We start from the raw sequence: 22468 nt of genomic DNA, 5'->3' as shown, positions 1-22468 counted from the left end.
CGATCCGCACGCCGCGGCGGCCTCGGGCCGTGGGATGGGGAAGCGGGGTTCAGCGCGCCGCATCCCGCCTCCTTTCGCCCTCGTCGCGGTCGGTCGCCGCCGCGCGCTCCGACGCGCCGCCGACGGCGTGGATGCTGCCGAGCACGGTGTCGTAGTGGCGGCGGACGACGCCGTGGCACTCGCAGGCGGCGTCCACCATCGCGGTGCGGTCGAGGATCGTGATGCGGCCGCGCCCGACGCGCAGCAAGCCCTGCGCCTGCAGCGTGCTGAGGATGCGGGTGAGATAGGTGCGCTGGACCCCGAGCATCGCGGCAAGCTGCTCGTGGGTCACGGGCAGCACGTCGCCGTCGATCCGGTCCTGGAGGGTCAGCAGCCAGCGCAGGCAGCGCGCCTCGATCGGGTGCAGGGCGTTGCAGGCCACCGATTGCAGCACCTGCGCCAGCAGGCAGTCGGCGTAGCGGGTGAACAGGGCGCGCAGGCTCGCCGAGCGGCGCTTGGCCTCCTGCAGGCGCGCCGCATCCAGGCGCAGGGCCGGTCCGCCGACCTGCACGACCGCGCTGGTGGAGGCGGGAACCCGGCCGTCGCTGACCGCGCCGCCGACGGCGCCCTCGCAGCCGATCGTGGCGGTCTCGGCGCTGCGGCCGTCCTGCATCGCGATCAGCAGGGTCACGACCGTCTGCCGGCAGGGAAACGTGATCGCGCCGACCTCGGCGCCGGCGGCGAAGAGCACGTCGCCCTTCTCGTAGGCGGCCGGCTCGAGATGCGGCGCCAGCAGGGCGCGGTCGGCGCCGCGCAGGCTCTCGAGCAGGCGGTTGCCGTCGAACGGGGAGGAAGACGCGACCGACATGCGATTCGACGGTGGAGGGCGGATCGTCACAACCTACAGGAGCGACCCGGCCGCAGTCCGTCCATTAGTGGACAGAAGACGCACGAATTCGATGATTTTTCGACATTTGCGCGCGGCTGCGCCGGCGCGATCGCGCGTCGGCGGGAAGCGCTTTCAGAGGGGTGCCGGCCGGCTTTCTACTTGCCGGTGCAGAGGCCCTGCTCGGAGAGGCGGCGGTGCTCGCGTGGGTCGCAATCGGTCGAGAGGAACGAGGCCCACTCGGCCGGCGTCCCGTAGAAGGCGTTGCGGTCGACGTCGCCGCGCACCCCCGGCACGCGGCCGGTCGAGGTGAACTGCCACAGCATCCACTTCCGGTTGGCGAAGCGCTGCTCGGGCTCGGCTGCGGTCGAGCGCAGCCAATGCGGGTAATCCGGCAGCTCGCCCTCGAGCACGTCCTTGTGGAAGGTGATGTCGGTGTAGATGATCGGCCGCTTGCCGGTGTACCGCTCCATCTCCTCGAGCATGTAGGTCGTCATCGCCAGGGCCTGCGCCTTCGGCAGCTTCTTCGGGCAGGTCTGCGAATGGCCGTTCCACTCCACGTCCAGCACCGGGGGCAGGGCGGTCGGGTCGTTGGGGACGTTCTTCTTGAACCAGTCCATCTGCTCCTTGGCCGAGCGGCACCAGAACACGAAGTGGTAGGCGCCGCGCGGCACGCCCGCCTGGCCGGCGGCGTCCCAGTTGGCGCGGAAGCGGTCGTCGACGTGGTCGCCGCCCTCTGTCGCCTTGATGAAGGCGAACTGGGTGCCGGCGGCGCGCACCGAGGCCCAGTCGACCGGTCCCTGCCACTTCGAGATGTCGATGCCCTGGATCGGATGGCTCTTGGCCCGCGCGACGCCCGGATGGGGCTTCGCGTCGCCGTTCGTCGGGTAGAAGTCGTTGTTGGAGGCGCAAGCCGCGAGGCTCGCCAGAAGCGTCGCCGCCAGGATGCGCTTGGCGACCGCGCGCAGGCCGGCCGAGGTCGAGGCGAGATCCACGGGACGAGCATTCCTCAGCGACATCGATGCCCGGCCCGCCATCTGGTGAAGCGCCACAACAGAGCTATTCGATGGCCCCGAGGCGGTTAACAGACTTTTGCCGTCAATGCGGCGGAATTCCGGAACCCGTGTCGGACGAGACACATGACCGCGTGGAGCGCGTCCGCGCCGGCCCGCGCGCCGCGGGTTAAGTCACGCTGCCGCCTCGCTTCTTCGGAGGGCTCGGGTTGGGTAAGGTTCTGTTCACCATAGGTTACGAAGGGCTCGATCCGGAGCGCCTGACCGCCGCCCTCCGCGAGGCCGGATGCGGCCTGCTCGCGGACGTGCGGGCGGTCGCCAACTCGCGCAAGCGCGGGTTCTCGAAGGGGGCGCTCAAGGCCGGGATCGAGGAGGCGGGCCTCGCCTACGCCCACCTGCGCAGCCTCGGCACGCCGAAGGCCGGGCGCGAGGCGGCCCGCGGCCACGACGCGGCGCTGATGCGCAGAAGCTACTGCGAGGCCGTGCTCGACACCGCCGACGGCGGCCTCGCCCTCGATGCGCTCGCCGGGATGGCCGAGGCCGCGCCGACCTGCCTGCTCTGCTTCGAGCGCGACCCCGAGCGCTGCCACCGGCGCGTGCTCGCCGAGCGCCTGGAAGCCCGCGGCTTCACCACCGTCGACCTGTTCGGGTGAGATCCGCCTTCGGAGGCGACGAGGCTCGACCGCAGGCGCGAACGTGGGCCGCCGCTGCGGCGGATGCCTCCGACCCGGGTCGAAGGCGCCGAGCGTCACGCGTCGGGCCGGCCTTCGCAGAAGCGCCGGAACGCCTCCAGGGTCTCGCCGCTGACATGGTGCTCGATGCCCTCGGCGTCGCGCCGCGCGGTCTCGGGGCTGACCCCGAGGGCGCACAGGAAGCGCTCGACGATGCGGTGGCGCTCGCGCGCCTGGCTCGCGAGCGCCCGTCCGGCCTCGGTGAGGAACACGCCGCGATAGGGGCGCTGCTGCACGAGGCCGTCCTCGGCCAGCCGCTTCAGCATCTTGGCGACGGTCGGCTGCGCCACGCCGAGGCGGGCGGCGATGTCGACCTGGCGCGCCTCGCCGCCGTCGCCGATCAGGTCGGCGATCAGCTCGACGTAGTCCTCGACGAGCTCGGAGCGCCGGGCCTCGCGGGCCTGCCGGAAGCTCTCGACATGGACCTCCGGGTCGATGAGCGCGGGCTCGGATCGTGGCGGATCCTGCATGGTGCCGGCTCTCTCCCCCCTTGGGCAGGTCGCGCGGAAACGCTTTGCGGTTTCGCGCCCGAAGCCTGCGATCACACCCATAGGCCGGGCGGCTGCGGCGCAGGCAGCCTGTTTAGCAAAAGCGGCGCGGAAGGGGAGCCCCGGGCGCGCGCAAGGTTCGATCTTGACCTTGAGCCCGAGCACATCTTTATAGCTCATGCTATAAAGCACGCGGCACGGGGCCGGGCAGGATCGCGGCGACGTTCATGGACCAACCCATCGCGGACACGCCGGCCGGCGGCCGGACCGCACCGCAGCGCGACAGCCTGAGCCTCCGCACGGAGCGGCGCATCCGCGACGTGCTCGACGGGCGGGCCGTCGGGCGCGGCCGCTTCCTGCTGTTCACCGGGCCGGCCGTGATGGCGTCGATCGCCTACATGGACCCCGGCAACTTCGCGACGAACATCCAGGCCGGCGCCAAGTACGGCTACGGCCTGCTCTGGGTGGTGCTCGCCGCCAACCTCGTGGCGATGCTGTTCCAAGCGCTCTCGGCCAAGCTCGGCATCGTCACCGGCCGCAACCTCGCCGAGCTCTGCCGCGACGAGTTCCCGAGGCCCGTGCGGCTCGCGATGTGGGCGGTGAGCGAGCTCGCCGCGATGGCCACCGACCTCGCGGAATTCCTCGGCGGCGCGATCGGCCTGGCCCTGCTCACCGGGATGCCGCTGTTCGCCGGCATGGTGGTCACGGCCGTCGTCACCTACGCGATCCTGCTGCTCGAGCGCGGCGGATTCCGCTGGATGGAGATCGTCATCGGCGCGATGGTGGCGACCATCGGCCTCTGCTACGCGATCGAGCTGTTCATCGCGCCGATCGCCTGGGCCGACGCGGCCAGGGGGCTGACGACGCCGCGCATCCCGGACGCCGAGGCGCTGACCATCGCCGTCGGCATCATCGGCGCGACGGTGATGCCGCACGCGCTGTTCCTGCATTCGGGGCTGACGCAGGGACGCGGCGGGGTCCGCAACGACGCCGACCGGCGCCTGCTCCTGCGCTACTCGAACCGCGAGGTGGTGGTGGCGCTGGCGCTCGCCGGCCTGGTCAACATCGCCATGGTGATCATGGCGGCGGCCGCCTTCCACCTCGGCCACAGCGAGGTCGCCGAGATCGACCAGGCCTACAGGACGCTGACGCCGCTGCTCGGCCCGGCGGCCGCGGGCGCGTTCCTGGTCTCGCTGATCGCGTCCGGCGTCTCGTCCTCGGTGGTCGGCACGATGGCCGGGCAGATGGTGATGCAGGGCTTCCTGGGCTGGCGCGTGCCGCTGATCGTGCGGCGGCTGGCGACGATGGTGCCGGCCTTCGTGGTGATCGGGATCGGCGTCGACCCGACCCGCGCGCTGGTGCTCTCGCAGGTGGTGCTGTCGCTGGCGCTGCCGGTGCCGATGATCGCGCTGGTGCTGTTCACCCGCCGCCCGGACCTGATGGGCGCCTTCGCCAACCGGCGGGCGACGCGGGTCGCGGCGGTGGCGGGCGCGGCCCTCGTGCTCTGCCTCAACGCGGTCCTGCTGGCGCAGGCGTTCGGCGTGCCGGTCCCGGGGCTGGCGGCCGGCTGAGGCCTCCGGCCCGCGCGCACCCCGGTTACACACGGCCCGATCCGGCACGACGGACGGCTGACAGGCGGCCGCCTTTCGCGCTCAATGGCGTCCGGACGCGAAGGCCGAGCGGCGATGAACGCTGCCGGCGGCGTCCCTCGGGAGAGACGCCATGATCCGCCACCTCGTCACCGCGGCCGCCTGCCTCGTCGGCGCGCACGCGGCGCTCGCACAGGAGAAGACCGCCCCGACGGACCTCGCGCCCGTCAAGATCGGCGTGCTCAACGACCGCTCGGGGGTCTATTCCGACTCCACCGGCGAGGGCGCGGTGATCGCCGCGCGCCTGGCGCTCGAGGATTTCAGGCCGGCCGAGCACGGGCTGTCCGTCGAGATCGTCTCCGCCGACCACCAGAACAAGCCCGACATCGGCGCCGCGCTGACCCGGCAATGGTACGACCGCGACGGGGTCGACGCGGTGTTCGACGTGCCGACCTCCTCGGTGGCGCTGGCCGTCAACGCGATCACCCGCGAGAAGAACAAGGTCTTCGTGAATTCCGGCGGCGGCACGCCGGACCTAACCGGCGCGCAATGCACCCCCAACACCGTGCACTGGACCTACGACACGATGGCGCTCGCGACCAGCAACGGCAAGGCGATGCTGAAGCGCGGCGGCGACACCTGGTTCTTCCTCGCCGCCGACTACGCCTTCGGCCTCGCGCTGGAGCGCGACACCCGCGCGGTGGTGCTCAAGAACGGCGGCACGGTGCTCGGCACCGTCAAGACGCCGTTCCCGACCGCCGACTTCTCGTCGTTCCTGATCCAGGCGCAGGGGTCGGGGGCCAAGGTGATCGGGCTCGCCAATGCCGGGGGCGATGCCGCCAACGCGATCAAGCAGGCGCACGAGTTCGGCATCCGCGAGAGCGGGCAGGCGCTGGCCGCGCTGCTGATCTCCTCGACCGACATCCACGCCCTCGGGACCACGATCGCCCAGGGGCTGACGCTCACCGAGGCGTTCTACTGGGACCTCAACGACCGGACCCGCGCCTTCTCCGAGCGCTTCGCGAAGCGCGACGGCGGCCGCAAGCCCACCGCCTACCAGGCCGGCGTCTACGGCGGCTTCCTGCACTACTTGAAGGCGGTGGCGGCGCTGCATTCGGCGAAGGACGGCGCCGCCGTCGTCGCCAAGATGAAGGAGATGCCGACCGACGACCCGCTCTTCGGCAAGGGCACGATCCGCGCCGACGGGCGCAAGATCCACGACATGTACCTGTTCGAGGTCAAGAAGCCCGCCGACTCCAAGGGCGAGTGGGACCTCTACAACGTCCTGGCGGTCAACCCCGGCAACGAGGTGTTCCGCCCGCTGGCCGAGGGGGGCTGCCCGCTGGTGAAGGGGTGAGCCCGGGGCAGCGCTCCGTGGCGCCTTCTCCCAGGGGGAGAAGGGTGGGATGAGGGGCGTGACCTCTCCGTAGGGGTCCCATGCCTCGACCCGCAAGCGCTCGGGGTGGGAAGCTTTGCCCCGTCCGCTCATCGGTGCGGAAGGGGCGAATCCGACAGACTGGAACGCGAGAACCGGCGTGAGAGGTGCAGCCTCTCCGGACGACGCACGCCCCTCATCCTGTCCTTCTCCCCCTGGGAGAAGGGACCCGCGGGCGATCCGGCGACGAACGCGACCGTCACCCGATCACCCGCACCGGCGCGCCGTCGAGAAACCCTTGGATGTCGACCACCGCCTCGGTGAAGTAGGTGTGGTAGTTGGCCTCGCTGACGTAGCCGAGATGGGGCAGGGCCAGCAGGTTCGGCAGGCTGCGCCAGGGCGAGTCCGCCGGCAGCGGCTCGGTCTCGAACACGTCGAGGCCGGCCCCGCCGATCCGCCCGTCCCGGAGCGCGGCCTGCAGCGCCGGCCCGTCGACGAGGCCCGCCCGCGCGGTGTTGATCAGCAGGGCGTGGGGTTGCATCAGCGCCAGCGCCGCGGCGTCGACGAGCCCGCGGGTGCGCTCGCCCAGCACCAGGTGGATCGAGACCACGTCGCTCCCGGCCAGCAGGTCCGCCTTGGACGGCGCAAGCGCGACGCCGGCCTCCGCCGCCCGCTCCACCGTGAGGTTCGGGCTCCAGGCCGAGACCGCCATGCCGAAGGCCTGGCCGATGCGGGCGACGCGGGTCCCGATCTTGCCGAGCCCCAGGATGCCAAGGCGGCGGCCGGCGAGATCCGCGCCCACGCTCGTCTGCCAGCCGCCGGCCCGGAGCGCGTTCGCCTCCGGCACGACGCGGCGGGCGAGGCCCAGGATCAGCGCCCAGGTCAGCTCCACCGGCGGCTCGGAACCGCTCGCCGTGCCGCAGACGGTGATGCCGCGTGCCTTGGCCGCCGCGAGGTCGATGCTCGCGTTGCGCATGCCGGACGTGACCAGGAGCTTCAGCTTCGGCAGGCGCGCGAGCAGGGCGGCCGGGAACGGTGTGCGCTCGCGCATCATCACCACGATCTCGCACTCGGCGATGGCCTCGACCAGCGCGTCCTGCGTCGCGAAGCCCGCGCGGAAGGTCCGCAGCGCGACCCGGTCCCGGACGGGAGACCAGTCCGCCAGCGTGGTGGCGACGCCCTGGTAGTCGTCGAGGATCGCGCAGTTGAGCATGGTTGGCATCCGATCTCAGGCCTGGGCGGGCGCCGGCGGGGGGCCCGTCACGGGGTCGGCGAGCCGCGTCGGCAGGGTGTTGATGCGCAACGCCGTCCGCAGCGCCCGCGACGCGGCGTCGACCGCGACCGTCATCGCGGCGGTGGCGGCGATCAGCACCACGGCGACGTCGAGGCGCAATTCCGAGATCGCGGCGTCGACGTAGTAGCCGAGCGTCGCGACGCCGAGGATGCCGAAGATCGCGCTCTCGCGCAGGATCAGCTCCCAGCGGTAGAGCAGGTAGGCGAGGAACTGCCCGTAGAGCCGCGGCACGGTCTCGTAGGCGTAGAGGTTCAGGCCGCGCGGCGCGTCCGCCCGGTAGGGCAGCGCGTCGGCGTGGCGGCCCATCAGATAGCCGATGATGCCGGCGTTGTGGATCGACAGCGCGAGGATCGCCGGCAGCATCGAGGGGCCGAGCATCTGCAGCAGCACGTAGGCGAGCATGTATTCCGGCGTCGAGCGCAGCACCACGAGGAGCACGCGCCCCGCGGGCGACCCGAACCGGCCGGAGAACCGGCGCGACACCAGCGGGAACAGCACGAGCGCGCCGAGGGCGGTGGCGACGAGGGCGATCTGCGCCAGCACCAGCGTCTGCACCGCGCCGGGGAGGATCTGCCCGGTGAGGATCGGCACGAACCAGGCCCAGAGGCGGGGCAGGGTTTCGGGATCGAGAAGGCTGGCGCCGCGCAGGGGCGCGGGGACGACGTCGTGGGTGAGGAAGCGGAGGAGGCTGGCGCCGACGTTCGTGGTGCCGATCGTGGCCGGCAGCGCCAGCGCGCTCGCCGCGATCAGCACCGGCACGGACCCCACCCGCACCCAGAGCCGGCGCGAGCCGATCAGCGCGTAGAACACCAGGAGCAGCGCGCCGGCCTCGGCGTAGCGCCCCTGCCGGAAGGCGGATTCGAGATAGAACCCCATGGTCGGCAGGCCGATGAAGCCGAGCACCAGGGTCGAGCGCATGGCGCATTCGAAGCGGTAGAGCGTGTAGTGCCGGAAGGACCCGGCGACCTCCGGCAGGCGGGCGTAGAGGAAGGCGGAGACGCTGCCCGTGCCCTCGGGCAGCACCCGCAGGGCCGAGAGGTCGGCCTCCTCGATGATCTCCGAATAGACCTTCGCGCAGATGCCCGCGTAGGGCAGGGCGATGGCGAGGATCCCGGTGGTGGCCGAGAGCCCGAACACCTGCATCAGCAGCAGCGCCCAGAACAGCTCGTGCACGGCGCGGAGCCCGGCGCAGAGGAGGCGGATGCTGCGAAACCGCGCGAAGGGAATCGCCAGCAGGAACCCGGTGCCGGCCCCACACGTCACGCCGAGCACCGCGAAGGCGACGGTGTAGACGACGCTCCAGCCCTCCACCGAGAGCAGGTCCGGCCGGATCAGCCCGGCCAGCAGGCGCTGGAGATCGGCCCAGGGGTTCAGGCTGGTGACGTGCAGGTCGGCGAGAAACAGCGCGGCGAGCGCCGCCGCCGCGAACCAGCGGCTGACGGCGGCGTAGCCCGGGGCGGAGCGCTGCCGCCCGATCACGCCGCCGCCTGGTAGAAGGGGCTCAGCGCGGCGGCGTCGAGGGTGCGGGCCGGCGCGTCCAGGACGATGCGGCCGGCATCCAGCACCACGATCCGGTCGGTGTGGGCGAGCGCCAGCGCGACGTCGTGGAGGGCCACCACCAGGGTCTCGTGGCTGCGGGCCATCTCGGCGAGCACCGCGGCGCCCTGCATCCGGTCCAGCGCCGAGACCGGCTCGTCGCCGACCAGGATCGGCCGGCCGTTGTAGAGCGCGCGGGCGACCGAGACCCGCTGCTGCTGCCCGCCCGACAGCGCGCCGGCCTTGTCGCGGATCTTCTCCGCCAGCCCGACGCGGGCCAGCACCGCGCGGATCTCGGCGAGGTCGGCGGCGGCGGGGAAGGCCAGGGTGCGCAGGTTGTGCAGGGTCGAGCGGCGGTCGAGCCGGCCCATGTAGACGTTGTGGAACACCGACAGCGTCCGCACGAGCGCGGCCGCCTGCGGCACCAGGGCGACCCGCTCCGGGGCCTGCGCCTGGATCAGGCCGATCAGCGTCGACTTGCCGGCGCCGGAACGCCCCATCAGCGCGACCCGCTCGCCCGTGCGGACCGTCAGGTCGATGCCGGAGAGCACCGCGCGCCCGTCGTAGGAGGCGCTCGCGTTCGTCAGCCGGATCGCAGGTTCGGCCATCGTCGGGTCAGTCGAGCAGGCCGGTCGACCGGCCCACCGCGATCAGCGGCGCATAGGCCGCGTTGTCGACGGGGATGAACTTCGAGCGGCCGAACGGCGCGAGGATCGCCGGATCGGTGATGCCGACGAGCGCCGCCTTCAGCCGCGCGGTGAAGCCTTCGCCGTAGATCGCGTCGACGTCGCCGCGGACCGTCCACTGGTAGTCGGGGAAGGTCGGGCTCTCCCAGATCACCGAGACCGCCTTGGGGTCGACCTTGCCGGCCTTGGTGTCGAGATCCCAGACCGAGTAGTCGACCGCGCCGACGGCGAAGGCCCCCGACTGGACGAGCTGGATCGTCCGGCTGTGATCGCCCGAGAAGCCCACCGTCGGGAAGACCTGCTCGGGGGTCTTGCCGGGAAAGGCCTGCCGGATGAAGTATTCCGGCATCAGCCGCCCCGAAGTCGAGGCGCGCGAGCCGAAGGTGAAGCTCTTGCCGGCGATGTCCTTCGGGAAGTCGGCCGCCTTCGCAAGGCCGGTCTTCGCGTTGGCGATGAGGTAGGTCTTGAAGGCGGCATCCTCGGCCCCTTGCGCGATCGCCTGCGAGCCCGGCACGGCCTTGCGGGCCTGCACGCCGGTGAAGCCGCCGAACCAGGCGAGCTGCACCTGCCCGTTGGTGAAGGCGGTGACGGCCGCCGGATAGTTCTTCACCGGGATGTAGGTCACCGGCATGCCGAGCTTGCCTTCGAGGTAGGCCGCGACCTTGCCGAAGCGCTCGACCAGGCGGCTCTCGTCCTGGTCGGGGATGCCGGTGAACACGAAGGCGGGCTTGGCGCCCTGCGCCGTGGCCGGCCCCGCGACGGCGACGCCGGCGAGCGCCGCCAGGACCAGAATCCGCACCCCGTCGATCATAGCGTCCCTCTCGGCCGTCCCGAAGACGCCTGACCTAGCAGAGCACCGCCCCCCGACGCCATGGCTGCAGGTGCATCGCCGCCGCGGGACTTCGTGGGCGAGGCGCCCGCCTCGGACCTCCCCCGGTGCCGTCGGTCACGATGCCTTGAGCGGATGGATACCCGCCTGCCCGAAGCCCGTTCGGGCACGACGATCGCATCCTCAAGAAAGCCATCCCGACATGAAAACCCTCCTCCTCGGCGCGACGCTGGCCCTCGGCCTCCTGGCAGGATCGAGCCTGCCGGGCCACGCCGCCGCCGGCGACGGCCTCGACCGCAACGCGGCGGCGACCGGCAACAGCACCTTCGCCGGCCAGCATCGGACCGCGCGCATGGGCAGCATGACGGCACGCAGGCCGATGATGCGTCGTCACCGCCGCCATCGCTGAGCCGATCCCCGCGGGCCGCCGGTCAGGGGCCGGCTGCGGCCCGCGGGGGCGATCCCGTCACGCGGCCGCGGCCGCATCGAGCAGCCAGGCGATCCGGCCCTGGCTCGTCACCCGCCCGGCCGGGAGATCCTCGCCCGCGGCGAGCCGCCGGAGCGCCGCGCGCTTGCTCTCGCCGCTCACCAGGAACAGGACCAGGGCGGAGGACGCGAGCGCCGGATAGGTCAGCGTCACGCGGGGCACGAAGGGCGCGAGCCCGGCCTCGGGCACGGGGGCGACGAGCCTGGCCGTCTCGGACAGGGCCGGCTTGCCCGGGAACAGCGAGGCGGTGTGTCCGTCCTCGCCGAGCCCGAGCAGGACGCAGTCGAACAGCGGGCGGGCCGGATCGAGCCGGTCGGCGCCGTAGAATTCCAGGAGCGTGCGCGCGTAGGTCTCGGCCGCGGCCTCGGGCCCCGCGTCGGTCGGGATGAAGTGCAGGTGCGCCGCCGGCACCGCCGTGCCGTGGTGGAAGGCCTCGCGGACCATGCGGACGTTGCTGTCGGCGTGGTCCCACGGCACCGCCCGGTCGTCGCCGAAGAACCAGTGGACCCGGTCCCACGGCACGCGGCCGACATGGTCCGGGCCGGCCAGCAGCGCATAGAGCCGCTTCGGCGTCGAGCCGCCGGACAGGGCGATCGCGATCCGCTCGGATCGGGAGGCCTCGCAGGCGGCGATCAGGCGCTCCGCCGCCTCGTGGGCCACGGCGTCGGCATCGGGCAGGACCACGGCATCGGGCGGCAGCGCGGCCGTCATGACTTCTTGGGCTCCTGGTGCCCGCCGAAGCCCTTGCGCATCGCCGACAGCATCTTGTCGGCGTAGGAGGCGTCCTCGCGCGAGCGGAAGCGGCGGTAGAGGGCGTTCGAGAGCACGGTGGCCGGGACGGATTCCTCGATCGCCGCATTGATCGTCCAGCGCCCCTCGCCGGAATCCTCGACGTAGCCGGAATAGTCGTCGAGCTTCTCGTCGGTCGCCAGCGCGTTCGCCGTCAGGTCGAGGAGCCAGGACGAAACCACGCTGCCGCGGCGCCAGACCTCGGCGATGTCGCCGAGGTTGAGGTCGAACCGGCGCTCGGGCGGCAGGTTCTCGCTGTCGGCGTGCTTGAGGATGTCGAAGCCCTCGGCATAGGCCTGCATCAGCCCGTACTCGATGCCGTTGTGGATCATCTTGACGAAGTGGCCCGCCCCGCTCGGGCCGGCATGGATGTAGCCCTGCTCGGCGCGGGGGTCGCGCCCCTCGCGGCCCGGCGTCCGCGGGATGTCGCCGATGCCGGGCGCCAGCGTCGCGAAGATCGGATCGAGCCTGCCGACGGCGGCGGTGTCGCCGCCGATCATCATGCAGTAGCCGCGCTCCAGCCCCCAGACGCCGCCCGAGGTGCCGACGTCGACGTAGTGGATGCCCTTGCCCTTGAACTCGCCGGCGCGGCGCACGTCGTCGCCGTAGAACGAGTTGCCGCCGTCGATGATCACGTCGTCGGCCTGCATCAGGCCGGACAGGGTCTTGACGGTTCCCTCCGTGATGGCGCCGGCCGGCAGCATCACCCAGGCGGCGCGCGGAACGTCGAGCTTGCCGACGAAGTCCTCCAGGCTGTCGGCGCCGACCGCGCCGGCCTCGACCAAAGCCTTCACCGCCTCCGGGTTCTGGTCGAAGACCACCGCGGTGTGCCCGTCGCGGAGGAGGCGCCGGACGATGTTGCCACCCATCCGGCCGAGGCCGATCATGCCGAGCTGCATTGGTTTGGCACTCCGTTTTGAGACTCTATCGGGGTCGGGCCCCTCATGCCCGGCGGCGCCCGCGTGGCGGAGCCGGGCGCGATCGTGCGTCGGGTCGCTCAGACCGCGGCGGCGGTCAGGGCCGCGGCGATCCGCTTGAGGCCCGCCGGGACATCGCCGCCCTTGATGTGGATCCGCAAGGCGCGGCGCCTGCGCTCGGACAGCACCGACAGGTCGCCGCGCGCCTGCGCCGCGACCACCGTGCCGAAGCCGAGCTTGCGCCCCGGAATCGCGAGATCCTCGGTCGGATCGGCGGTGATCTGCACGAACACGCCGCTGTCGGGGCCGCCCTTGAAGGCCTGCCCCGTCGAGTGCAGGAAGCGCGGCCCGAACTCGAGGCAGGTCGCCACGTGCTTCGCGTCGCGGATCGCGAGGCGGGCCTGCTGCAGCGTGGCGTGGTTCGCCGCGTTGCGGGGCACGTAGGCGAGCAGCGCCAGGTAGTCGCCGGCCTTGAGCCGGGCGACCTGCGCCTTGAGCCCGGCCTCGAGGCCGTCCCTCGCCGCCGGCAGCGCGCCGGCATTGGCCGGGTCGGCGTAGAGGGCGATGGTCTCGTCCTCGAACACCGGCGTCTCGGGCGGCAGCGCGCCGCTCGCCTCGGCGGCCTCGAACAGCTTCTTCGTCTCGATCTTGCTCGCCTCGACGTCGGGCTGGTCGAACGGGTTGATGCCGAGCAGGGCACCGGCCACCGCGGTCGCCATCTCGAAGCGGAAGAACTCCTGCGGCAGCTGCTCCACCGTGTCGAGGGTGATGCGCACCACCGGATGACCGTCGCGCTCCAGGCCGCGCAGGGTCTCGTCCTGGCGCTCGTCGGCATGGCCGTCGAGGCGCAGGTAGACGAAGACGCGGTCGTGGCCGTAGGCGGCCGGCACGTCGACGGGCTCGCCGTCGATCGGGATCAGGCCCTTGCCCTGCTTGCCCGTCGATTCCGCGATGAGCTGCTCGGCCCAGCCGCCGAAGCTCGCGATCGCCGGCGAGGCGACGATCGTCACCTTGTCGCGGCCGGCCAGCCCCGCGGTGCCCATCGCGGCGCCGAGGAGCACCCCGGGATTCTCGGTCGGCGGCACGGCCGGGCCGCAGGAGCGCACCATGATCCGCGCCCGCTCCAGGAAATCCTTCACGTCGATGCCGATGCAGGCCGCCGGCACCAGCCCGAAGGCCGAGAGCACGGAGTAGCGCCCGCCGATCTGAGGCACGCCGTGGAAGATCTGCCGGAAGCCGTCGGCCTCGGCCGCCTTCTCCATGGCCGAGCCGGGATCGGTGACCGCGAGGAAATGCTCGCCGGCCCGGTCGCCGACGACCGCCTTCATCCGCGCCAGGAAGTAGTCGCGGAAGACGTTCGGCTCCAGCGTCGAGCCGGATTTGGAGGCGACGATGAACAGCGTGCGCGGCAGGTCGAGGGTGGCCTCGAGCGCACGGACCTCGTCGGGATGGGTCGAGTCGAGGATCGAGAGCTTGGGGAAGCCGTCGCGGTTGCCGTAGGTCAGGCCGAGCACTTCCGGGCCGAGGCTCGACCCGCCCATGCCGAGCACCACGACGTCGCTGAACGCCCGGCTCCGCACCCAGGCCAAGAGCGCGGCGTAGGCGTCGGCGCGCTCCAGCTCGTCCTCGACGATGCGGAGCCAGCCGAGCCACTTGTCCTCGTCGGCGCCCGACCAGACCGTGGTGTCGTGCGCCCAGAGCCGGCGGATCGCGCCGCTCGCGCGCCAGGCCTCGACCGCCTTGCCGGTCTCGGTCGCGAGCGCGTCGCCGAGCTTGAGGCTCTGGCCGTCGAGCCGGTGGCCGAGCAGCGCCACGCGCTTGCCGGCGACCGCGCCGAGCAGCTTGTCGGCGGCGTCGATGAACAGCTGCACCCCCTCCTCGACCAGCTGCCGGGCCACCGCGTCGATGTCGATGCCGGCCTCGGAAAGGCGCGCCATCACGGCCTCCGCCCCGGCCACGTCCTCCTCGATCGCGTTGCGGACCTCGCCGTGGTCGCGGAACGCGTCCATGGTCGCCGGCGGCATGGTGTTGACGGTGTTCGGGCCGATCAGCTCCTCGACGTAGAGCACGTCGCGGTAGGCCTTGTTCTTGGTGCCGGTCGAGGCCCAGAGCAGCCGCTGCGCCTTGGCGCCCTTCTCGGCGAGCCCCGTCCACGCGGCCTCCCCGAACACCGCCTTGTAGCGCTGGTAGGCGAGCTTGGCGTTGGCGATCGCGACCTTGCCCTTGAGGTGCTCCAGGGCGGCCTTCTGGTCGGGGTCGTTGGCCGCCGCGATCTTCTCGTCCAGCAGCTTGTCGACGAGCACGTCGATGCGGCTGATGAAGAAGCTCGCGACGCTGGCGATCCGCGAGACGTCGCCGCCGTTGCGGGCACGCTCCGCGAGCCCTTCGACGAAGGCGCGGGCGACCTTCTCGTACTCGCCCTGCGAGAACAGCAGGGTGACGTTGATCGAGATGCCCTCCGCCGTGAGCTGGCGGATCGCCGGGATGCCCTCCGGCGTCGCCGGCACCTTCACCATCAGGTTGTCGCGGCCGACCGCCTTGTGGAGCCTGCGGGCCTCCTCCAGCGTCTCCTCGGTCTGCAGGGCGAGGTAGGGCGACACCTCGAGGCTGACGTAGCCGTCGGCGCCGTTGGACGCCTCGTAGACCGGGCGCAGCACGTCGGCCGCCGCCTGGATGTCGGCGATGGCCAGGCCCTCGTAGAGGTCGATGACGCGGCTGTCGCCCTGCTCCATCACGCCCTTGAGGCTGGCATCGTACTCGTCGGAATGGCCGATGGCCTTCTCGAAGATCGACGGGTTGGAGGTGACGCCGCGCAGGCCGTCGTTCTCGACCAGCGCCTTGAGCTCGCCCTTGGCGATGAAGCCGCGGGCGACGAAGTCGAGCCAGACCGCCTGATCCTGTTCGGTGTGCAGGGCCTTGAGCGCGTTCATGTCGATGCCTCGCAGATCGTCGGTCTTCACGTCGTCGATGCCGGCCGGGCCTGGTCGGCCGGCCTCGGCGGGTCTGTCTTGGTCGGTATGTCTTGGTCGATGTGTTCTGGGGATCAAACACACGACCCGGGTCTTGGCTCCGGCACGGAACGCAGACCCGGGTCGCGGCCGCTAGGGCTTGCGCGCGCCCCGGTGCTTGGCGATCTGGTCGCGGGCGGCCAGCAGCACCTTCTCCGGGGTGAAGCCGAACTTGGCCTGCAGGTCCTTGATCGGCGCCGAGGAGCCGAAGGTGTGCATGCCGATGATCGTGCCGGCCGAGCCCGCGTAGCGGTCCCAGCCGATCGCCGAGCCCTGCTCCACGGCGACGCGGGCCAGCACGGCCGGCGGCAGCACGCTCTCGCGATAGGCCTCGTCCTGGCGCTCGAACAGGTCCCAGGACGGCATCGAGACGACGCGCGCCGTCACGCCCTCCGCGACCAGGCTCTCGTAGGCCTGCATGCAGAGCTGCACCTCGGAGCCCGAGCCGATCAGGATCACCTCCGGCGTGGCGTCGCCGCCCGCGAGCACGTAGCCGCCCTTGGCGACGCCCGACGCGCTGGCGAACTTGGTGCGGTCGATCGTCGGCAGCGGCTGGCGCGAGAGGGCCAGCACCGCCGGCTGGTCCTTCAGCGAGAAGATCACGCGGTAGGCTTCGGCCACCTCGTTGGCGTCGGCCGGGCGCAGCGTCACGAGCCCGGGGATGCAGCGCAGGCTCAGGAGCTGCTCCACCGGCTGGTGGGTCGGCCCGTCCTCGCCCACGCCGATCGAGTCGTGGGTGAAGATGTGGAAGACCGGCAGCTCCATCAGCGAGGCGAGCCGCACCGCCGGGCGCATGTAGTCGACGAAGACCAGGAAGGTCGCGCCGTAGGCCCGGAGGCCGGAGAGCCCGAGCCCGTTCACGATCGAGCCCATGGCGTGCTCGCGCACGCCGAAGTGGATGTTGCGGCCGCCCGGCTCGAACGGGGTGAGCGAGCCCGCCCCCTCGAAGGTGAGGTTCGACTTGTTCGACGGCGCGAGGTCGGCCGAGCCGCCGAGCATGAACGGCACGTGCTGGGCGATGGCGTTCAGCACCTTGCCGGAGGATTCGCGGGTCGCGAGCCCCTTGGCATCGGGCTCGAAGACCGGGATGTCCCGGTCCCAGCCCTCGGGCAGGCGGCCCTCGAAGAAGGCGTCGAGCGATTCCGCGTGCTCGGCGTCGGCGTCCTTGGCCGCCGTCAGGAAGCCCTGCCACTGGTCGTAGAGCTCGGCCCCGCGCTTGCCGATGTTGTCGGCGAAGTTCTGCTGCACCCCGTCCGGCACCAGGAACTGCGCGTCCTCCGGCCAGCCGTAGGCGCGCTTGGCGCCCTTGACCTCGTCCTCGCCGAGCGCGTCCGAGTGGGCCTTCGCGGTGTTCTGCTTCTTGGGCGCGCCGAAGCCGATGATCGAGTTGACGACGATGATGGTCGGCCGGTCGCTCGACTGCAGGAAGGTCTCGATCGCGGCCGAGATCGCGTGCACGTCGTTGGCGTCGGCGACCCGCAGCACCTGCCAGCCGTAGGCGAGGAACCGGGTGGCGACCTCCTCGCCGAAGGCCAGCTCGGTGTGGCCCTCGATGGTGATGGTGTTGTTGTCGTAGATCCAGCACAGGTTCGACAGGCGCAGGTGCCCGGCGATCGAGGCGGCCTCGGAGGCGACGCCCTCCATCAGGTCGCCGTCCGAGCAGATCGCGTAGACGTTGTAGTCGAACAGCGGCAGGTCGGGCTTGTTCAGGTGCTCGCCGAGGTAGCGGCCGCCCATCGCCATGCCGACGGAGTTCGCCACGCCCTGGCCGAGCGGCCCGGTGGTGGTCTCGACGCCGGTGGTGAAGTGGTATTCCGGGTGGCCGGGGGTGCGGCTGTCGAGCTGGCGGAAGGACTTGATGTCGTCGAGCGTCACGGCCGGCGCGTTGCCGCCGTCGGTCTCGGCCACGTTGGCGAGGTGCAGCAGCGAATAGAGCAGCATCGAGGCGTGTCCGCAGGACAGCACGAAGCGGTCGCGGTTCGGCCAGTGCGGATGCGCCGGATCGTAGCGCAGGTAGCGGTTCCACAGGGTGTAGGCGACCGGCGCCAGCGCCATCGGTGCGCCGGCGTGTCCCGAATTCGCTTTCTGCACCGCATCGATCGCCAGCGTGCGGATCGTGTCGATCGAGAGCTTGTCGATCTCGGAAAGCGCCGTCTTGGGCGCGGTGTCTGCTCCGCTCATGGTGTCGTCTTTCCCGTTGTCGTCACTGCGGCGCGAGACTGCTCGCGACCGCGCGTGGATCGTGCTCACGCGAAACTTGTGCGCCCGGCCCGCGGCCGGCGGGCGCATCCGAATCGTCGGCGCCGCCCCGCTCCTTCGCAGGCCCTTCGGCCCGGCTGTAATTGAGGATGGTGTTCACGAGCGCAACATGCGTGAACGCCTGGGGGAAGTTGCCCACCAGCCGCTGGGCCTTCCCGTCGTACTCCTCGGACACGAGCCCGAGGTCGTTGCAGATGCCGATCAGACGCTCGATCAGCGCGCGAGCTTCCGCGCGGCGGCCGAGGCCGATCAGGTTGTCGGCGTACCAGAACGTGCAGGGCAGGAACGCGCCCTCGTTGCCGGGCAGCCCGTCCGTGGTCTGCCCTTGCGTGTCGTAGCGCAGGATGAAGCCGTCGCGCATCAGGTCCCGGCCGATCGCCTCGACGGTGCCGACCACGCGCGGGTCGTCCTGGGGCAGGAAGCCCATATGGGCGATCAGCAGCAGGCTCGCATCGAGCTGCTTCGAGCCGTAATATTGCACGAAGCTGTTGAGCTCCGGGTCGAACCCCTTCTCGCACACTTCCGCGTGGATCCGGTCGCGGATCGCTTTCCAGCGCGCGACCGGTGCGTCGGGGGCGCCGGGCTGGCCGGCGTGGCTGCGGATCGCGCGGTCGAAGGCGACCCAGGCCATGACCTTCGAATGGACGAAGTGCTTGCGGCCGCCGCGCACCTCCCAGATGCCCTCGTCCGGCTCGCTCCAGACCTTCTCCAGATGCGCGATGATCGCCAGGCCCACGCGCCAGCCGTCCTTGTCGGTCGGCATGCCGCGCATCCGCGCCTGGTAGAGCGCGTCGAACAGCTCGCCGTAGACGTCGAGCTGGAACTGCGACACCGCGGCGTTGCCGACCCGGACAGGCTTCGAGCCCTCGTAGCCGGGCAGCCAGTCGAGCTCGATCTCGGGCAGCAGCCGCTCGCCGGCGATGCCGTAGAGGATGTGCGCTTGCTCCGGATTCCCGGCCACCGCGCGCTGCAGCCAGTCGCGCCACGCCCGCGCCTCCTCGAGGAAGCCGCCATCCATCAGCGCCATCAGGGTGAAGGTCGAGTCGCGCAGCCAGCAGAACCGGTAGTCCCAGTTGCGGACGCCGCCGAGCGACTCCGGCAGAGAGGTCGTGGGCGCGGCCACGATGCCGCCGGTCGGCATGTAGATCAGCGCCTTCAGCGTCAGGAGCGAGCGCTTCAGCATCGCGTCCCAGGGCGTGCCCTTCGCGCAGCGGTCGGACCAGTCCCGCCAGAACTGGTCGGTGGCGGCCAGCACCTTGCGCGGCTCGATCGGGGGCGGGTCGTCCTCGTGGCTGGCGCCGTAGCTCAGGGTGAAGGCGACCGACTCGCCGGCATGGACCGTGAACTCCGAGACCGTGGTCTGCCCATGGCCCCTGAGATGCGCCTTGGTGCGCAGGACCGCCTTGTGCGGGCCCGAGATCGCCCGGAGGTCGCCGAGCTCGTTGTGCGACACCCACGGCACGGCCGAGCCGTAATCGAAGCGCATCGCGAGATCCATGCGCATCGCGACGCGTCCGTGCAGCCCCTCGACGAGGCGGATCAGGTGCGATCCGTCGCCGGCGGGCATGTAGTCGATGACCCGGACCTCGCCCTCGCGGGTCTTGTGGTGGGTCTCCAGCACGAGGCTGCCTTCGCGGTAGGCCCAGGTGGTCTCGACATGCCCGGCCTGCGGCGCGAGGCGCCAGAATCCGTGCTCCTCGGTGCCGAGGAGGGAGGCGAACAGGGCGGAGGCATCGAAGCGCGGCCAGCACAGCCAGTCGACGCTGCCCTGCCGGCTGATCAGCGCGGCGGTGCGGCCGTCGCCGATGAGCGCGTAATCCTCGATGCGTGCGGCCATGAAGCGGATCCGTCGCGGCCGGCGACAGCAGCCGTCCGATGCACTGCACCTAGGTCGGCGACGCGATGCGGTCCAGGGCGCGCCCGGGAAATCCGATGGTGGGGGCGGTGCGGGTCGGATCGCGGCCCCGGTCGGGCGGCCGCACTGCAGCATCGCGCGGGATTCCGGGCCGCCTCAGTTCAGGCGGTCGACCAGGAGCGCGACCGAGCTGCCGAGCGACGAGGCCCCGCTGCGCAGGTAGGCGGCGGCATCCCCGACGACGCGCGCGGCCGGGGCGAAGGGGAGGGCGAGGTCCGGCAGCAGGCCGTCGCGGGCCTGCGCCTGCGCCTCGACGGGCGCGGGCCGGACGATCTCGGAGAACGGGTCGGGCCGGCGCGGCGGCCCCTCCGCGCAGCGCGGGGCGGTGCAGGCGCGCCGGAGCGGCGCGGCGGTCGCCACCCGGGCGACCGGATGCGGCGCGGCCGCGGTGCGGATCTCCGGCAGGACGAAGCTCGGCGGCACCTGCGCGAAGGCGATGGCGGCCGGCAACCGGGGCAGGGCGGCCTCGACCGGAGCCGCCGCATGGAAGGCGTGGGGCGCGACCGAGGCCGCCGGAACCGGAGCGGGCGGCGTCGGAGCCGGCTCGCGGCAGATCAGCGAGCCCGCGCCGAGGACGAGCGCCGTCACCAGGGTCGGGAGGAAGGGGAGGGAGAGGCGGCCGGAACCGCCACCGTCGAGGGCCGCGAAGGGGTCTGGCTTCGACATCCGATCCTTCGAACCTCCGCACCGTCGCGACGGCCACAGAGGTGCCCTGCATTTGCGGCGGAAGCTGGACCGTTTCCTTTCCGCTCGGTTGCGCGGCGCGATCAGGGCCGCGGGGCGAGCGCCTCGGCGCGGCGCTTCCGCCGGAACGGGGCACGCCGCTTGCCTTGCGACACGGCCGGCGGCATGCGTCGCGGCCACGCTCCGACTTGCTGCCCCGACTTGCTGCCCCGTTTGCCGCCCAACGCCGGGCCCCGATGACCGAAACCAGCCTCACCGTCGCCGTGATCGATCCGAGCCGGGCGCGTGCCGCGATCCTGGAGGAGGGCCTGCGCGCCGCCGGGATCGGCCGCGTCGTGGTGATGGCCGACACCGCCGACCTGATGGAGCGCGTCGCCGCGCTCGCCCCCGACGTGGTGGTGATCCACCTGGAGAGCCCGAGCCGCGACATCCTGGAGCAGATGTCGGGGGTCGCGCGCCACGTCGAGCGGCCGGTGGCGATGTTCGTCGACCGCTCGGACGCCACGATGATGCAGGCGGCGGTCGATGCCGGGATCTCGGCCTACGTCGTCGACGGCCTGCGGCCCGAGCGGATCAAGCCGATCCTCGACATCGCGATCCTGCGCTTCAACGCGTTCTCGCGGCTGCAGCGGGAGCTGTCGGAGGCGCGGGGCGAGCTCGCCGACCGCAAGCTGATCGAGCGCGCCAAGGGCATCCTCATGAGCATGAAGGGCCTGTCCGAGGACGAGGCCTACAAGCAGCTGCGCAAGAAGGCGATGAACGAGAAGCGGAAGATCGCCGACATCGCGCGGGCGATCGTCACCGCGGCCGACCTGCTCGGATGAGGGCGCGATGAGACTTCGCAGATGAGACTTCACCTGGGCTACGTGCCCCTCTGCGACGCGGCCCCCGTGATCGCCGCCCACGAGATGGGCTTCGCCCGCGCCGAAGGGCTCGATCTCGACCTCACCGCCGAGCCGTCCTGGGCGACGCTGCGCGACCGGCTGGCGCTCGGCTACCTCGACGCCGCGCACATCCTGGCGCCTCTGGCGCTGGCGAGCGCGCTCGGGCTGTCGGGGCCGCCCTCCGACCTGATCGTGCCGCTGTCGCTCAGCCTGAACGGCAACGCGATCACCCTGTCCGGCAGCCTCTGGGCGGCGATGGCGCCCGAGAGCGAGCGCCTCGCCGACGTCGCCCGCGCCTTCGCCCGGGTCGCGCGCGCGCGGAGGCAGGCTGGCAAGCCGCTGACGCTCGGCACCGTCCACCCGTTCTCCTCGCACACCTATCAGCTCCGGCTGTTCGCCGAGGCCGGCGGCCTCGACCCGGCCGCCGTCCGGCTGGTGGCGGTGCCGCCCCAGCACAGCGTCGAGGCGCTGGCGCGCGGGATCGTCGACGGCTTCTGCGCTGGCGCGCCCTGGAACGCGGTCGCGGTCGCGGCCGGCCTCGGGCGCATCGCCGCGCTCGGCTGCGAGGTGGCGCCGGACGCGCCCGAGAAGGTCCTCGCGGTCGCGCCGCGGCTCGACGGCGCGATCCCCGCCCTGGTGCGGGCCGTCGCCAGGGCAGGGCGCTGGTGCGCGGACCCGGCGAACCGCTCCGAGCTCGCCCACCGGCTCGCGCGGCGAGCCTATCTCAACCTCGATCCCGCCCTGATCGCCCGCACCCTCGAGGGCACGATCGTCCTCGACGGGACGGGTCTGCAGCGCGAGGCCCCCGACTACCTGCGCCTCGACGCGGCGGCGCAGGAGCCGCGCGCCGCGCATGCCGGCTGGGTGCTGGCGCAGATGAAGGCGGCCGGGCAGGGGCCGCTCGACGACCTCCTGCCCGCCGCGGAGGCGGTCTACCGCCCGGATCTCTACGCGGCGGCCGGACTATCCCCCGCCTGAGACCTGCGGGACGCCCGCATCCGACGGAATCGCCTGCGAGGAAACGGAACGCGGAGGCCGCGACGTCGTTATCGTCATGCCATGCCAGGTTGCCGCAAGCTCGACACCGCCTCGTCCATTCCCGCCTCGCGCGGACGCGTG

The 22468-nt window shown here is 71.9% G+C and carries 19 protein-coding genes; 6 read left to right on the top strand and 13 right to left on the bottom strand.

Going from position 1 to position 22468, the window contains the following annotated elements:
• Nucleotides 1-49: 49 nt before the first annotated feature.
• Together MKK68_RS21040 and MKK68_RS21035 are read right to left on the bottom strand one after the other, a co-directional pair.
• On the bottom strand, nt 50-847 hold the full coding sequence (locus MKK68_RS21040; protein WP_244032839.1) for a Crp/Fnr family transcriptional regulator: 798 nt from the start codon (nt 845-847) through the stop codon (nt 50-52).
• A 176-nt stretch (nt 848-1023) separates the two neighbouring features.
• On the bottom strand, nt 1024-1884 hold the full coding sequence (locus MKK68_RS21035) for a glycoside hydrolase family 25 protein (RefSeq protein ID WP_243933174.1): 861 nt from the start codon (nt 1882-1884) through the stop codon (nt 1024-1026).
• A gap of 203 nt (nt 1885-2087) precedes the next feature.
• On the opposite strand from MKK68_RS21035, the gene MKK68_RS21030 reads away from it, so the two are divergent.
• Entirely contained in the window at nt 2088-2531 is a 444-nt protein-coding gene (locus MKK68_RS21030) for a DUF488 family protein (protein ID WP_244032838.1), read from the top strand.
• 95 nt (nt 2532-2626) lie between these two features.
• Here the strand turns inward: MKK68_RS21030 and mntR are convergent, their stop codons facing one another.
• Nucleotides 2627-3079 (bottom strand): manganese-binding transcriptional regulator MntR, encoded by a 453-nt coding sequence (mntR, locus tag MKK68_RS21025; RefSeq protein WP_147727183.1) that lies wholly within the window; start codon nt 3077-3079, stop codon nt 2627-2629.
• A gap of 245 nt (nt 3080-3324) precedes the next feature.
• Between mntR and MKK68_RS21020 the strand changes: the two genes are divergently transcribed.
• Both MKK68_RS21020 and MKK68_RS21015 read left to right on the top strand, forming a co-directional pair.
• Nucleotides 3325-4668, top strand: coding sequence for an Nramp family divalent metal transporter (locus MKK68_RS21020; RefSeq protein WP_243933173.1), 1344 nt, complete (start codon nt 3325-3327; stop codon nt 4666-4668).
• 151 nt (nt 4669-4819) lie between these two features.
• Complete coding sequence (locus MKK68_RS21015) at nt 4820-6043, top strand: ABC transporter substrate-binding protein (RefSeq protein ID WP_244032826.1); 1224 nt, start codon at nt 4820-4822, stop codon at nt 6041-6043.
• Nucleotides 6044-6320: 277 nt separating this feature from the next.
• On the opposite strand, the gene MKK68_RS21010 is transcribed toward MKK68_RS21015, so the two are convergent.
• Genes MKK68_RS21010 through MKK68_RS20995 form a run of 4 tightly spaced genes read right to left on the bottom strand, consistent with a single transcriptional unit; the run spans nt 6321 to nt 10376 of the window.
• Nucleotides 6321-7274, bottom strand: a complete 954-nt coding sequence (locus MKK68_RS21010) for a D-2-hydroxyacid dehydrogenase family protein (protein ID WP_409567289.1) — start codon at nt 7272-7274, stop codon at nt 6321-6323.
• Between the two features lie 15 nt (nt 7275-7289).
• Nucleotides 7290-8834, bottom strand: a complete 1545-nt coding sequence (locus MKK68_RS21005; RefSeq protein ID WP_243935962.1) for a PhnE/PtxC family ABC transporter permease — start codon at nt 8832-8834, stop codon at nt 7290-7292.
• The gene (locus MKK68_RS21000) at nt 8831-9499 is read right to left on the bottom strand and encodes an ATP-binding cassette domain-containing protein (RefSeq protein WP_244032823.1); all 669 of its coding nucleotides are present in this window, start codon (nt 9497-9499) and stop codon (nt 8831-8833) included. Before MKK68_RS21000 ends, MKK68_RS21005 begins: the two co-directional genes overlap by 4 nt.
• A 7-nt stretch (nt 9500-9506) precedes the next feature.
• On the bottom strand, nt 9507-10376 hold the full coding sequence (locus MKK68_RS20995) for a putative selenate ABC transporter substrate-binding protein (RefSeq protein WP_244032822.1): 870 nt from the start codon (nt 10374-10376) through the stop codon (nt 9507-9509).
• Between the two features lie 232 nt (nt 10377-10608).
• Here MKK68_RS20995 and MKK68_RS20990 point away from each other — a divergent pair, with 232 nt between their 5' ends.
• Nucleotides 10609-10815, top strand: coding sequence for a hypothetical protein (locus MKK68_RS20990; RefSeq protein WP_147841738.1), 207 nt, complete (start codon nt 10609-10611; stop codon nt 10813-10815).
• Between the two features lie 57 nt (nt 10816-10872).
• On the opposite strand, the gene pgl is transcribed toward MKK68_RS20990, so the two are convergent.
• From pgl to MKK68_RS20960, 6 genes are all read right to left on the bottom strand, one after another.
• Nucleotides 10873-11604, bottom strand: coding sequence for a 6-phosphogluconolactonase (gene pgl / locus MKK68_RS20985; protein WP_244032821.1), 732 nt, complete (start codon nt 11602-11604; stop codon nt 10873-10875).
• Nucleotides 11601-12581, bottom strand: a complete 981-nt coding sequence (gene gnd / locus MKK68_RS20980) for a phosphogluconate dehydrogenase (NAD(+)-dependent, decarboxylating) (RefSeq protein ID WP_244032816.1) — start codon at nt 12579-12581, stop codon at nt 11601-11603. The genes pgl and gnd overlap by 4 nt, the downstream gene beginning before the upstream one ends.
• A gap of 98 nt (nt 12582-12679) precedes the next feature.
• Nucleotides 12680-15529: a bifunctional transaldolase/phosoglucose isomerase gene (locus MKK68_RS20975; protein WP_244032813.1), complete on the bottom strand. Its 2850-nt coding sequence runs from the start codon at nt 15527-15529 to the stop codon at nt 12680-12682.
• A 171-nt stretch (nt 15530-15700) separates the two neighbouring features.
• Complete coding sequence (gene tkt / locus MKK68_RS20970; protein WP_243948840.1) at nt 15701-17788, bottom strand: transketolase; 2088 nt, start codon at nt 17786-17788, stop codon at nt 15701-15703.
• Between the two features lie 22 nt (nt 17789-17810).
• Entirely contained in the window at nt 17811-19703 is a 1893-nt protein-coding gene (locus tag MKK68_RS20965; protein ID WP_147841742.1) for a glycoside hydrolase family 15 protein, read from the bottom strand.
• 174 nt (nt 19704-19877) lie between these two features.
• Nucleotides 19878-20447, bottom strand: a complete 570-nt coding sequence (locus MKK68_RS20960) for a hypothetical protein (protein ID WP_243948842.1) — start codon at nt 20445-20447, stop codon at nt 19878-19880.
• 254 nt (nt 20448-20701) lie between these two features.
• On the opposite strand from MKK68_RS20960, the gene MKK68_RS20955 reads away from it, so the two are divergent.
• The gene (locus tag MKK68_RS20955) at nt 20702-21289 is read left to right on the top strand and encodes an ANTAR domain-containing response regulator (RefSeq protein ID WP_147729847.1); all 588 of its coding nucleotides are present in this window, start codon (nt 20702-20704) and stop codon (nt 21287-21289) included.
• A gap of 21 nt (nt 21290-21310) precedes the next feature.
• Nucleotides 21311-22327, top strand: coding sequence for a CmpA/NrtA family ABC transporter substrate-binding protein (locus tag MKK68_RS20950; RefSeq protein ID WP_243933161.1), 1017 nt, complete (start codon nt 21311-21313; stop codon nt 22325-22327).
• The last annotated feature ends 141 nt before the right edge of the window (nt 22328-22468 follow it).

It is taken from the genome of Methylobacterium sp. E-016, from assembly GCF_022829745.1.
GTDB lineage: Bacteria > Pseudomonadota > Alphaproteobacteria > Rhizobiales > Beijerinckiaceae > Methylobacterium.
This window is presented reverse-complemented; position numbering and strand designations above follow the sequence as displayed.